At 54.2% G+C, this 13,053-nt stretch carries 10 protein-coding genes and 5 tRNA genes; 3 read left to right on the top strand and 12 right to left on the bottom strand.

The window, feature by feature from the left end:
• A complete protein-coding gene (gene serB, locus QUD59_RS05185; protein ID WP_286240026.1) occupies positions 1 to 1,218 on the top strand; it encodes a phosphoserine phosphatase SerB in 1,218 nt (405 codons plus the stop codon).
• Positions 1,219 to 1,359: 141 nt separating this feature from the next.
• On the opposite strand, the gene QUD59_RS05180 is transcribed toward serB, so the two are convergent.
• The 12 genes from QUD59_RS05180 to QUD59_RS05125 form a co-directional block, all read right to left on the bottom strand.
• Positions 1,360 to 3,495 carry an EAL domain-containing protein gene (locus QUD59_RS05180; RefSeq protein WP_286240025.1) on the bottom strand — a complete coding sequence of 712 codons (2,136 nt, stop codon included), beginning with the start codon at positions 3,493 to 3,495 and terminating at the stop codon, positions 1,360 to 1,362.
• Positions 3,496 to 3,985: 490 nt separating this feature from the next.
• Positions 3,986 to 4,060 (bottom strand) — tRNA-Gln (locus QUD59_RS05175).
• Positions 4,061 to 4,082: 22 nt separating this feature from the next.
• Positions 4,083 to 4,159: transfer RNA gene (locus tag QUD59_RS05170), tRNA-Met, on the bottom strand.
• Between the two features lie 34 nt (positions 4,160 to 4,193).
• Positions 4,194 to 4,268: transfer RNA gene (locus tag QUD59_RS05165), tRNA-Gln, on the bottom strand.
• A 15-nt stretch (positions 4,269 to 4,283) separates the two neighbouring features.
• A tRNA-Met gene (locus QUD59_RS05160) sits at positions 4,284 to 4,360 on the bottom strand.
• 130 nt (positions 4,361 to 4,490) lie between these two features.
• Positions 4,491 to 5,582, bottom strand: a complete 1,092-nt coding sequence (ychF, locus tag QUD59_RS05155; RefSeq protein ID WP_286240024.1) for a redox-regulated ATPase YchF — start codon at positions 5,580 to 5,582, stop codon at positions 4,491 to 4,493.
• 22 nt (positions 5,583 to 5,604) lie between these two features.
• Complete coding sequence (gene pth / locus QUD59_RS05150; protein ID WP_286240023.1) at positions 5,605 to 6,195, bottom strand: aminoacyl-tRNA hydrolase; 591 nt, start codon at positions 6,193 to 6,195, stop codon at positions 5,605 to 5,607.
• A gap of 16 nt (positions 6,196 to 6,211) precedes the next feature.
• Complete coding sequence (locus tag QUD59_RS05145; RefSeq protein WP_286240022.1) at positions 6,212 to 6,808, bottom strand: 50S ribosomal protein L25/general stress protein Ctc; 597 nt, start codon at positions 6,806 to 6,808, stop codon at positions 6,212 to 6,214.
• 123 nt (positions 6,809 to 6,931) lie between these two features.
• Entirely contained in the window at positions 6,932 to 7,873 is a 942-nt protein-coding gene (locus QUD59_RS05140) for a ribose-phosphate pyrophosphokinase (RefSeq protein WP_286240021.1), read from the bottom strand.
• 64 nt (positions 7,874 to 7,937) lie between these two features.
• A tRNA-Gln gene (locus QUD59_RS05135) sits at positions 7,938 to 8,012 on the bottom strand.
• Between the two features lie 101 nt (positions 8,013 to 8,113).
• The gene (gene lolB / locus QUD59_RS05130) at positions 8,114 to 8,704 is read right to left on the bottom strand and encodes a lipoprotein insertase outer membrane protein LolB (RefSeq protein WP_286240020.1); all 591 of its coding nucleotides are present in this window, start codon (positions 8,702 to 8,704) and stop codon (positions 8,114 to 8,116) included.
• Positions 8,705 to 8,707: 3 nt separating this feature from the next.
• Positions 8,708 to 10,399 (bottom strand): tetratricopeptide repeat protein, encoded by a 1,692-nt coding sequence (locus QUD59_RS05125; RefSeq protein ID WP_286240019.1) that lies wholly within the window; start codon positions 10,397 to 10,399, stop codon positions 8,708 to 8,710.
• Positions 10,400 to 10,654: 255 nt separating this feature from the next.
• Between QUD59_RS05125 and hemA the strand changes: the two genes are divergently transcribed.
• Both hemA and prfA read left to right on the top strand, forming a co-directional pair.
• The gene (hemA, locus tag QUD59_RS05120) at positions 10,655 to 11,926 is read left to right on the top strand and encodes a glutamyl-tRNA reductase (RefSeq protein WP_286240018.1); all 1,272 of its coding nucleotides are present in this window, start codon (positions 10,655 to 10,657) and stop codon (positions 11,924 to 11,926) included.
• Positions 11,926 to 13,014 carry a peptide chain release factor 1 gene (gene prfA / locus QUD59_RS05115; protein ID WP_286240017.1) on the top strand — a complete coding sequence of 363 codons (1,089 nt, stop codon included), beginning with the start codon at positions 11,926 to 11,928 and terminating at the stop codon, positions 13,012 to 13,014. The genes hemA and prfA overlap by 1 nt, the downstream gene beginning before the upstream one ends.
• The last annotated feature ends 39 nt before the right edge of the window (positions 13,015 to 13,053 follow it).

The following is a 13,053-nucleotide window of genomic DNA, read 5'->3' as shown; positions in this document are numbered from 1 at the left end:
ATGAAAGAGATCATTCTGCTCAATATCTCCGGTGAAGATAAGCCGGGTGTCACCTCCGCTATTACCAGCATACTGGCTCAGTACGAGATTAATATTCTCGATATAGGTCAGGCGGTTATCCACAATACCCTGTCTCTGGGGATTCTGATCGAGGTGCCGCGCTCGGCTGAGTCTTCACCGCTGCTGCGGGATGTACTGTTCAAAGCGCATGAGCTGAATATGAATATCCGCTTCCAGCCGGTAGAAGAGGATAACTATGAGCAGTGGGTCGATGGTCAGGGCAAGTCACGCCATATCATTACCCTGCTGTCACGGAAGCTGAGTTCAGCGCACATTGCGCGGGTTACCGATATTGCGGCCAGTCATGGTCTGAACATCGACAATATCAGTCGACTTTCAGGCCGTATCAGCCTGAACGACAGTACCGATCAGAGCAAAGCCTGCGTTGAGTTTTCGGTGCGTGGTGCGCCCACTGATGCCGCGGCGTTGCGTGCAGAGTTTCTCAAGGCGGCCAGCGATCTGGATGTGGACATCGCCTTCCAGAAAGATGATATATACCGTCGTAACCGCCGTCTGGTGGTATTTGATATGGATTCAACGCTGATCGAAGCTGAAGTGATTGATGAGCTGGCGAAAGAGGCGGGTGTCGGTGAGCAGGTGGCAGAGATTACCGAAGCGGCGATGCGCGGTGAGATCGATTTCAACGAGAGTTTCCGGAGACGTATGGCCCTGTTAAAAGGGCTGGATGTAAAAGTGCTGGATCAGATTGCTGAGCGTTTGCCGATGACTGAGGGTGCCGAGGAGCTGGTCTCTAACCTGCGTGCGCTGGGCTTTAAAACGGCGATACTCTCCGGTGGATTTAATTACTTCGCCAGCCATCTGCAGAAGAAACTCGGCTTCGACTACGTCTATGCCAATGAGCTGGATATTGATGCTGAAGGCCGTGTCACCGGTGAGGTTAAAGGCACGATTGTGAACGGTGAGCGCAAAGCCGAGCTGCTGCGCGAGATTGCCGGGAAAGAGGGCGTACGCCTTGAACAGACTATCGCTGTGGGGGATGGCGCTAATGACCTGCCGATGCTGTCTATCGCGGGTCTGGGTATTGCCTTCCGCGCCAAGCCGCTGGTACGTGAAAGTGCCAAGCAGGCGATCTCTACGCTGGGGCTGGATGGTATCCTCTATCTGATCGGCTTCCGCGATCGGGATACGCTGCGCTAAAGAGAAGGGCCGCATTCAGCGGCCCTTTTTGATTGTCTGCTAAAAATTATCTATATAGATGAAGCCGGATCGTCTTGAAGAGCGTAGTGGCAGCGTGATCCCCGCGCGATACTCGAAGCGCTCGCGCTGAGGACAGCGCTCCTACTCGGCGAAAAAGTCGTAATCCATCTTTTCGCGCGGAGGCTGCAGGTAGTAGCCCTGTACATAGTCCACACCCGCCTTCCACAATACGGCCATCGCTTTGGTGTTTTCTACCAGTGGCGCAATGGTGATCTTGTTTTGTTTCTTCAGTGCGTCCATGACATTGTTCAGCTCACTGGCGTCTGCGCCGTTTTCACAAAGCTCTTTCATCAGCTTGCCGTTGAGTTTGGCATAATCGGCATGGACCGCTTTCAGCAGCTTCTCATAGCGGCTGCTGCTGCCAAACTGCTTGATACAGACCTTGCAGTGCAGTTTCTGTAACTGCTGAGTGAACAGGCGGGACTGCTTCGGGGAGATCGCAATATCGGATTCACTGATCTGGAACACCAGGCGTTCTGCCGGTGCTTCCTCTTTGCGCAGCAGTTCGGCAAGCCAGTTGATGAATTCCGCATCGGCCTGAGCGCGCGCGGAGAGGCTGATAAACAATGTATTACGATGTTCTCCGGCACTGCTCTCTTTAAGCGCTTTGATGCTGTTCTCAATCACCCAGCGATCCATTTTCAGCATATTGTTGGAATCGCCCAGCGCTTCCATAAAATCCTTGGGTGAAAGGGGTTCATCCTGTGCGTTCATCAGTCTGACGAGTACTTCGTAGTGATGATCCTCGGTGTTATCCGATACCAGATTAACCACGGGCTGAAACAGCAGCTTAAAGTCGTTTCCTTCAATCGCCTGCTTAATCTGAGCGGCCAGGTTATTAGAGCTGACCTGAGCTTTGCTCTCTTCGGCCGCATAGATCCGTACCCCATTGCCCTGAGGGCGTGATGTTCGCAGGTCGGCAATCGCCTGCTTGACCCGGCCGGTCAGCTCATCGGCGGGTGGGGTGTTATCGTTGATAGACGTGATGCCGATAGAGCAGGTGGACTGAACCTCCATCCCTGATACTGACGCAGTGACTTCTGCAATGGAGGCGCAAAGCTGGTCGGCAAAGGTTTTTGCCGCATCCAGACTGTTATCCCGGAAGATGATGCTGAAGGCTTTATCTTCGGGCTGTGCCAGCAGGTGGGCCGGATTCACCGTCTGTTTAAGATAGTTGGCAATTGCCCTGATCAACTGGTCGGTGGCTTCAAGGCCCAGACGCTCGCGGATCTCATCGTACTGGTCCAGTTCGATTTGGATCAGGCTGCAGTCCTGACCTCCACGCAGAGCTTTCTGCACGGTGAGGTCCAGTTGCTTATCCAGATAGATATCGTTGTAGAGGCCGGAGATAAAATCGACATGCTCACTGGTGATCTCGCCAACCCGTTGTTGTTCTACCCGGAACTGTATTCGGGTTATCCCTTTGTCGCCGCTCAGATCGTGACTCAGCTCCATCTGCGCAGTGAATTGTGACTGGTCGCTGCGAATGGCGGTTAACTGCAGTGAAAGCTCGCTCTCATCGCCGCTGGAAACTGCCGTTAACTGCTGGCTCAATTGTTCCTGATCTTCAACAATAAACAGGTCGGTCAGAGCCGTACCCTGAGCCTCGTGTATACCAAACAACTCAAGGAAGCTGCTGTTGGCGAAGGTAATCTTTGTGTTCTGGCAACAGGCAATCGGTGTTTTGGAGCTCTCCATTAACTGGCGGTTCCGTTTTTCTATTTCTGCCAGTCGGGCCTCGGTCTGTCTCAGTTTGCGGCGATTCTCCAGATTATCCAGCTCACGACGGATGTGGATTAAAACCAGTTCTTTCTCGTCAATCGGCACCACCGCCTGGATATGATTCTTTAATCCGTAGAGCAGTTGTTTGCTGTCGTTATTGGGGATGATCTGTACAACGGGAATATCTTTACCGAGGCGCTTAATTGCGGATACTGCCTGACGCGCGGTGAGTTTATCCCGGTCTACTGTACAGATGAGCATATCCCAGGAGCGTTCAACCAAAGCAGCAGCCAGCTCAGCTTCGCTGGCAATCTGTTTGCCTTTTGGAGAGAGCCTTGAGGTACGTAGCAGGGTAATCAACGGTACCGTTTCATCGGCACTGAGGCCGTAGAACAGAATATTGACATCCTTACGCAGGCGCTTGCTTTTTGATGGGGGCTTGCTGCCATACTTTGCATGCAAGGCGCGATCGTCGACATCGGTATGTGCGGGCATAAGTAACCTGCTCCTCTCCCTTTTCATGCCATCCTGAGCGGAAAATTCTATCTGCTTTGCCCCATAGTATCAGGGCTCAGGTCAAGAAATCTAAGTATAGGTGATTTAGTGTCGTCTGATATAGAGCGCAGGCTGTTATCGGCTGGGGGTTAGGGGCTAGAGGCTAGGGGCTAGGGGAGCGAGGATGGCTTCTCTGCATACGCAGCTCGTTGGTTCTCAGCTAAATACGGTAGTGGAAGATTGCGCAGAATGTAGGGTGCCAATAGCGAAGCGTATTGCACCATTTTTCAGAGGCCGGGTATGGCTGGGGGCAAGGAGGGGACAAGGGGATAGGAGGATGAATCCAAACCGCCTGATGGCGCTTTGGCCCCTGCGGGCTTCGCTGCATGCGCAGCTCGTTGCAAATTGCTGCGCAATTTGTCGAACCTGGAGGTTCTCACCGGGGTACTGTAGTGGAAATTTAGCAGTAGGAATAATGGGTGCTTGAGGATGGCTGGGGTAGGAGGATTCGAACCTCCGCATGCTGGAATCAGAATCCAGTGCCTTACCGCTTGGCGATACCCCAATCCTGGAAATGCTAATAAGCATGGTGGCAATAGCGGGACTCGAACCTGCGACCCTCGCATTATGAATGCGATGCTCTAACCAACTGAGCTATATTGCCACTCAGATTAACTCGAAGAGTTAATGCTCATTAGTGGCTGGGGTAGGAGGATTCGAACCTCCGCATGACGAGATCAAAACCCGTTGCCTTACCGCTTGGCGATACCCCAGCAGAGTCTAAAACATGGTGGCAATAGCGGGACTCGAACCTGCGACCCTCGCATTATGAATGCGATGCTCTAACCAACTGAGCTATATTGCCGTGCTTTAGAGGCGCGAATTATTCTCTTTTTAAACGAAGCTGTCAATAGCTTTGAGGGGAAAAAAAGGCTTGATTCTAAAATAAAAAAAACCGGCCACAAGGACCGGTTATTTTGTAAACAGATGGGCTGTCAGACGTTGAAACGGAAGTGAACAACGTCGCCATCTTTGACGATGTATTCCTTCCCTTCGAGGCGCCAGCGACCCGCATCTTTCGCGCCGTTTTCGCCGTTGTACTGGACAAAATCATCGTAGCTGACGACTTCTGCGCGGATAAAACCTTTCTCGAAGTCGGTGTGGATAACACCGGCAGCCTGTGGTGCAGTAGCACCGACTTTGACTGTCCAGGCGCGAACCTCTTTAACACCGGCGGTGAAGTAGGTCTGCAGACCCAGCAGGTCGTAACCGGCACGGATTACACGATCCAGACCCGGCTCTTCCATGCCCAGATCGGCGAGGAATTCGTTGCGCTCTTCGTCGTCCAGTTCGGCGATCTCGGCTTCCAGCTTGTTGCAGACGACCACTACACCGGCGCCTTCAGATTCTGCCAGTGCGCGAACTTTGTCGAGATGGGCATTGTCTTCGAAGCCATCTTCATCGACGTTGGCGATGTACATGGTCGGCTTAACGGTCAGCAGGTGGAAGCCTTTAACGACTTTCATATCGTCTTCTGAGAGTTCCATGGCGCGTACCGGCTGACCTTCTTCCAGATGCGGAATCAGGCGCTCAAGCATCGCTTTCTGCGCAACCGCTTCTTTGTCGCCGCCTTTTGCGCCACGCTGAACGCGCTGCAGTTGTTTCTCAGCGGATTCCAGATCGGCCAGAGCCAGTTCCAGATTGATCGTTTCGATATCGGCGATCGGGTCGATTTTGTTGGCAACGTGGATCACGTTGTCATCTTCAAAGCAGCGCACTACATGGGCGATTGCATCGGTTTCGCGGATATTGGCCAGGAACTTGTTGCCCAGACCTTCGCCTTTGGATGCACCAGCCACCAGACCTGCGATATCGACGAACTCCATTGCGGTTGGGATAACCCGCTCAGGGCTGACGATTTCGGCCAGTTTGTCCAGACGCGGGTCGGGCATTGCCACGGTGCCGGCATTTGGCTCAATGGTACAAAACGGGAAGTTCTCTGCCGCGATGCCGTTTTTTGTCAGCGCGTTGAAGAGTGTGGACTTACCTACGTTAGGCAGGCCGACAATACCGCATTTAAAACCCATGATCGATTCCTGTCAGATAAACTTAGCTGGCTGAAAAACTATGCAACTGGTTCATCGCTTTGTTCCAGTCGCCGGAAATGGCAAGCTCCAGATAGCGTTCTGCTTCATCCAGCGCGGCCAGAGTGGCGTCGCGCTCTTTTGCCGGAGCTTTCTTCAATACAAAACCGCTGACCTGACTGCTGTGGCCGGGGTGGCCGATGCCGAGACGTAAGCGGTAGAAATTCTTGTTGTTGCCCAGCTTGCTGATGATGTCGCGCAAGCCGTTGTGTCCGCCATGGCCACCGCCGAGCTTGAAGCGGGCGATACCGGGAGGCAGGTCAAGCTCATCGTGAGCGACCAGAATCTCTTCGGCGGAAATTTTGTAAAAATTAGCCAGTGCCGCAACGGCCTGACCGCTCAGGTTCATAAAGGTGGTGGGTACCAGCAGATGGATTGTCTGGCCACCGATCTGAGCTTTGGAGTAGAGCCCGTGAAAACGTTTTTCGGGCTTCAGGGGGGCGAGATGCCGAGCAGCAAGCTGCTCGACAAACTCAGCACCGGCATTGTGACGGGTCTGCGCATATTTATCGCCCGGGTTGCCCAGGCCGACGATGAGCTGGATTTTGTCCTTCATGCCGGTGCTTAGCTAATTACTTAGCTTTTGCACCACGTGGTGCGTATACGTAACCGATACCCTGGTCGTGGTCTTCGCCGCGACGCAGAGAAACGATTTCAACACCTTCTGGCATAGAGATGTCAGACAGGTGAAGAACCTGGTCAGAATCGCATGCAGACAGGTCTACAATCAGGCTTTCTGGCAGGTTAGTAGGTAGACACAGAACTTCAACAGTGTTCTTCTCAGCAGCGAACTTGCAAGCCGCTTTAGATGCAGGAGACTTATCGAAGTTAGCAAATTCAACAGGAACAGTGATTTTGATCTTGTTGGATTTAGTGATGCGCTGGAAGTCAGCGTGCAGTACAACAGGCTTAGCCGGGTGGCGCTGCAGGTCTTTGATGATAACCTGTTCTTCTTTACCGTCCAGAGTCAGAGTCAGGATGGAGGAGAAGAAAGTCTGGTCTTCGATCATCTTAACCAGTTCGTTGTTAGCTACAGAGATCGCAGTCGGCTTTTTGCGCTTATCGCCACCGTATACGATACCTGGAACCAGACCTTCGCGACGCAGGCGGCGGCTCGCACCTTTCCCTTCATCGCTACGTGCTACTGCATTAACTACAAAATCAGTCATTTTTTCTTACCTTTAAATAAACAAACTGCAAAACCTTGCGACCAGGTTTTGCAGCAGGTTGCCCTTGTGGGCGTTAAAAAGCCCAATCCTGACGGATTGGGCGCAATATCCAGGGCGTTGTTCTTAACGGAACATCGCGCTGATGGATTCTTCGTTGCAGACACGGCGAACCGCTTCGGCCAGCAGAGGCGCCAGCGTCAACTGACGGATCTTAGGGCAGGCTTCTGCTGATTCGGTCAGCGGAATCGTGTCTGTTACTACAAACTCGTCCAGATCGGAGTTTGTGATGTTGCTGATGGCCGGGCCGGAGAGTACTGCGTGAGTAGCGTAAGCCACAACGCGAGCAGCGCCTTTGGACTTCAGAGCCTTCGCTGCTTTACACAGGGTGCCGGCAGTATCGCACATGTCGTCTACCAGTACGCAGGTGCGGCCATCAACATCACCGATGATGTTCATCACGTCGGATTCGTTGGCACGTTCACGACGCTTGTCGATGATGGCCAGATCGCAATCCAGTTGTTTCGCTACCGCACGTGCACGGACTACGCCGCCTACGTCCGGAGAAACAACCATAATGTTGTCGTATTCCTGATCTACGATATCGTCCAGCAGGACCGGTGAGCCGTATACGTTGTCCACAGGCACACTGAAGAAGCCCTGGATCTGGTCGGCGTGCAGGTCAACTGTCAGGACGCGGTCGATGCCGATCGCGGTCATCATGTCGGCAACCACTTTAGCCGTGATCGGTACACGGGCTGAACGGGGACGACGATCCTGTCGAGCATAACCAAAGTAAGGCACTACCGCAGTGATACGGGATGCAGACGCGCGGCGCAGTGCATCGGCCAGTACAATCAGTTCCATCAGATTGTCATTGGTTGGCGCGCAAGTGGACTGGATAATGAAAACGTCTTTACCACGCACGTTTTCCTGAATCTCTACGCTTACTTCGCCATCGCTGAAACGACCAACATTCGCTTTACCCATTGGAATATCCAGGCGATCAACAACTTTTCGCGCCAGATCAGGGTTAGCGTTGCCGGTGAAGACCATCATCTTGGACACGGCGTGCACCTTTTCGATTTTAATTTGTTCGGAATCAGTAGATCGGGAACCGTTCATAGGCATTTGGCTGGGGTAGGAGGATTCGAACCTCCGCATGCTGGAATCAGAATCCAGTGCCTTACCGCTTGGCGATACCCCAACATTTCCTCTTGGAGGACGGGCCTCCCGTTGAAAGAGGCGCAGATTATCTAGGATTGACCCGGCAAAGTCAAACCTGAGAAGGGGATTGGCGGATCGATTTCAGCGCCTGATCCAGGTGCTGACCAGCAGGGTGATTTTAAGCCCCTGCCGGGTCATCCGGATTTTCTTTGGCAGGGCCGGAGTGAGGCTGTTATAGCGCAGATATTCGATCTCCCAGCCGTTCTGTTGCAACAGGCTGAGGCGGTTATTCTGCAGTGTCTCCCGGTAGGCAGTTCCCGGGGCGGGCAGGCCGCGAACCCACCAGTAGATATCACTCACCGGCAGATCCCAGCCAAGCTGCTGTTGCAGGATAGATTCCGGGTCGCTGCCGACAAAGGTGCCCTCTCCGGCAATATCGACACTGACCTGCCGGGGCGAGCCGGTGATCGATGCGCCGCCCTGTCCCCAGGGGCCGCGGATGTCGATCTGGTAATCCTGATCGAGCTGTATCCAGCTCAGGCTGGCGGTGTGGTTATCCTCAGCGGTGCGCAGAGCAATTTTGCCGCTGAGGTCCCAGCGGGTCAGTTGCTGCAACTGGCGCTGATGTTCCTGCCAGCTTATTTGTGCTCCGGCTGGTTGAACAGAGGTGTGTTGCACACTGCAACCTGCCAGATAAAAGCAGAGCAGTGCCATAGAGAGACGTTTCAGCATGGCTTACTCTTCGATGACCTGAGCGGCTTCTTCCAGAAAGGGGTTGTCGGGGTTGTTTTCCCGGCTGCTGTTGAGTAACCGGCGCGCCCGCTCTTTCTGATCTGTGGCCCAGTAAACCTGAATCAGGTGGCTGGCGACTTCCGGATCAGAATAAAGCGCATGGGCTTTTTCAAGATAGGGCAGTGCTTCGTGATGGCGGCCCAGTTTAAACAGCACCCAGCCCATGGAATCCAGAATTGCCGGATCTTCCGGTTCCTGATTGAGGGCTGCCTGAATCAGTTGGAGGGCTTCCTGATAACGCTCGGTATGCAAAAGCAGCGTATAGCCAAGCGCATTCTGCGCAGTGGAATTATCCGGCTCAAGTTCGAGAATGCGGCGCAGATCGATCTCGGCCTGAGGAAAATCCACGGATTCGATCAGCATCGCCCGGGTGTAGAGCAGGGTGGTGTTATCGCTGTACTCGGTCAGGGCATCTTCAAGTACGGTGAGTGCTTCCTCGTCAAAGTCATGCAGATTGAGCCATTCCGCTTCCAGCGTATAGATAGGCGGGGCCTGCTCGGGTTGCCTTTGCCGGGCTGCGGCCAGAATCGACTGTACCCGGGGTTTGTCGGCCGTATCCTGCAGCAGGCTGATCGCACGGGAGAGTGATTGCAGGGCATTGCTGCCAGATTCTACTTTGATGTAATGCCCGAGCGCTGCCTGATCATCCCCGTTGGCCTGAGCGATATGGCCCAGATAGTAGTGGGGTGAGCTGTCTTCGGGTTTCAGTGTCAGCAGATGCTGCAGCGCTGCCTGAGCATTATTCAGCGCTTCATTCTCCAGCATCAGCAGGGCCAGATAGTAGGTGAGCTGGTAATCACTCAGGTTGCTTTCCAGTAGCTTTTCGGCCTGAGCTACGCCCGCCTGATCTTTGTCGGCCTGAAACAGTAGCTGGGTCAGGAGAATATGTAGCTGGCGATTATCCGGTTGTTGTTCCAGCGCGGATTCGATCAGGTCCAGTGCGCCGGCAATGTTGCCGCTCTCACGTAGCAGGTCGGCTTTCTGCACCTGCGCTTCGAGATTGTCCGGGTCGGCTTTAAGTGCCCGGTCGAAGGCCAGCAGGGACGCGTTGATCTGGCCGCCGGTTTTATACAGCAGGGCCAGCGTCAGCTCCAGATCGGAGCGGACGGCTGTCTGGGCAGCAAAGCTTTGCAGCATATTAATGTAACTGTTGAGCATCTCCGGGCTGATGCGTGTGATTTGGCTTCGAATCAGTGCCAGAGTACGCAGTGAATCGGACTCCAGTGCTTTTTCAAGCAGTGGCAGGGCCTGCTGGTAACGGCCCTCATGGATCAGGATATTGGCCTCAATCTGGTAGGGCTCCGGGTTCTGCGAATCGATCTCCCGCCAGAGCCGGGCGCTGCGCAGGGTCATCTCCGGGTCACGCAGGTACTGGGCGATCCGGGTGGCGCGTTCGGCTACGCCCGGGTCCCGGGTTTTCTCAGCCTGATCCAGATAATTGCTCAGGGCCACCGGGAACAGCCGTCGTTGACCGGCGATCTCGGCAAGTAACAGTTGGTAAAGGGATTCCTGATTAAACTCTCCGGCCACGTAGGCAGTTGGCTCGGTTGCTGCAGCCGGTTTGCTCGTCGGGGTCGTCTGGCAGCCCTGAAGCAGCACCAGTGTGGAGATAAGTAGTATGAGCGATCTTTTCATGAAATTAAGCGCTGCGGCCTCTGACATCCCTGAGTAAGTTTGGTCACTATAGTTGAATAGCCAACCCCTTGTCAGCTATCCGCCCTGATTCCTCTCCTGCTTGAGACCCATTTTCGGCGAGAAGTTCCCTTATTTGCCGCGAGGTGTTTTAACCTTTGTGGCAAAGCGTTGTATTATAGCGCGCTCGTTTCGATCAGCGCTGGCTGATTGGCGGCCACCGCAGGGTGGCGACTTTGTTTGGTTACGGCGGAAAGCATGGCACTACTAGCATTAGGCATCAATCACAAGACAGCATCAGTTGAAGTGCGTGAGCGGGTTGCGTTTGCGCCCGAATTGCTGTGTGAGGCGATGCAGGCTGCCCGCGAATTTGCTGACCTGAAAGAGATTGCGATCCTGTCGACCTGTAACCGTACCGAACTCTACTGTTCCTCGGGGCTGGAAGGTTCCCGGGCGCTGCTGGAGTGGATGGGCCGATACCATAATCTGGATCCGCAGGAACTGCAGAGCTGCTCCTATGTTTTCTGGGATGAGGAAGCTGCCCGGCATATGATGCGGGTCGCCAGTGGTCTGGATTCTCTGGTGCTGGGTGAGCCGCAGATTCTGGGGCAGTTGAAATCTGCCTACAGCCTTTCTCAGGAAAGCGGACATGTGGGCGCAGAGCTGGGGCGTCTGTTTCAGCAGACCTTCTCGGTTGCAAAGCAGGTTCGTACTGATACGGCGATCGGCGAAAACCCGGTCTCTGTTGCCTATGCGGCGGTGAGTCTGGCGCAGCATATCTTTGCCGATATGTCGCGCAGTAAAGCGCTGCTGATCGGTGCCGGTGAGACGATAGAACTTGTTGCCCGGCATCTGGTCAACGCAGGGGTTAAGGAAATTACGGTGGCGAACCGGACGCTGAACCGGGCACTGGCGCTGGCCGAAGAGTTTAACGGCAAGGCGATTCTGCTCGGCGATATTCCTGATGCGCTGGCGGAAGCGGATATTGTGATTGCTTCTACTGCCAGTCAGCTACCGATTCTGGGTAAAGGTGCGGTTGAAAGCGCGCTGAAAAAGCGTAAGCACCGGCCGATCTTTATGGTCGATATAGCGGTGCCCCGGGATATCGAAGCTCAGGTGGCTGAGCTGGATGACGTTTATCTGTACACCGTCGATGATCTGAAAGAGGTGATCGAAGAAAACCAGCGCAGTCGTGAAGATGCAGCCCGTCAGGCCGAAGAGATTATCGAAACCGGGGCCCATGACTTTATGCGCCAGTTGCGGTCGCTCGATGCCGTGGATGTTCTGACCAGTTTCCGTAGTCAGGCTGAAACACTGCGGGATCAGGAGCTGGATAAAGCGCTGCGTCAACTGAACAAGGGTAAGCCCGCCGAGGAAGTATTGACGATGCTGGCCCGCGGACTGACCAATAAAATGCTGCACCATCCGACGATTCAGATGCGTAAAGCCAGTGCCGAAGGGCGTACTGAGCTGCTCGATCTGGTGCAGGAGCTTCACCAGTTGGGTGAACATACCAAGAACGAGAAATAATGAAAGAGTCTATTTTAGCTAAGCTGGAAAAGCTTAGTGACCGCTATGAAGAGTTGGCGGCGCTGCTGTCTGATGCCGAAGTCATCTCTGATCAGACTAAATTCCGTGACTATTCCGTAGAGTATTCAGAACTTGAGCCGGTGGTAAAAGCGTTTGCTGCCTACAATCAGGCCGGGGATGATCTGGCTGAAGCCGAAGCGATGATGGCGGACAGCGATCCGGATATGCGCGAAATGGCCAAAGAGGAGTATCCGGCGGCCAAGGCGCGCATTGAATCGCTGGAAGGTGAGTTACAGATCCTGTTGCTGCCGAAAGATCCAAATGATGCGCGTAACGTATTCCTGGAGGTCCGTGCCGGCACCGGTGGCGATGAGGCGGCGATATTTGCTGGTGATCTGTTCCGGATGTATTCCCGCTATGCCGAGATGCAGGGCTGGAAGGTAGAGGTGATCAGTGCCAACGAGGGTGAGCACGGCGGTTATAAAGAGGTGATCTCGCGGATCGTCGGTACCAGTGTTTACTCCCAGTTGAAGTTTGAGTCGGGTGCACACCGGGTACAGCGTGTCCCGGAAACCGAGTCTCAGGGACGTATCCACACGTCGGCCTGTACCGTAGCGATCATGGCGGAGATGGATGAATCCGCTGAAATAGAGATCAACAAGGCGGATCTGCGTGTCGATACTTTCCGGGCGTCCGGTGCCGGTGGTCAGCACGTTAACAAAACCGATTCTGCAATCCGTATCACCCACATTCCTACCGGTGTGGTGGTGGAGTGTCAGGAAGAGCGTTCGCAGCATAAAAACCGTGCCAAGGCGATGTCCCTTCTGGCTTCACGTCTGCAGGCGGCTGAACAGGAACGTCAGGCGGCTGAGCTGGCCAGCACCCGTAAAAGTCTGGTGGGCAGTGGCGACCGCTCCGAGCGTATCCGCACCTACAACTACCCGCAGGGGCGGGTAACGGATCACCGTATTAATCTGACCCTGTACAAGTTGCAGGAGGTGATTGGCGGTGAGCTGCAGCATGTGATCGAACCGCTGCTCAATGAGTATCAGGCGGAACAGCTCGGTGCACTTTCGGAAGAGAATTAAAGAATCAGTAAAAGGGCCAGAAGCGGCCCTTTTTTGTGG

Origin of the sequence: Neptuniibacter halophilus (assembly GCF_030295765.1) — a bacterium.
In the GTDB taxonomy this organism is placed as follows: Bacteria; Pseudomonadota; Gammaproteobacteria; order Pseudomonadales; family Balneatricaceae; genus Neptuniibacter; species Neptuniibacter halophilus.
The sequence above is the reverse complement of the archived record's forward strand: the minus strand, read 5'-3'. Positions and strand labels throughout refer to the sequence as shown.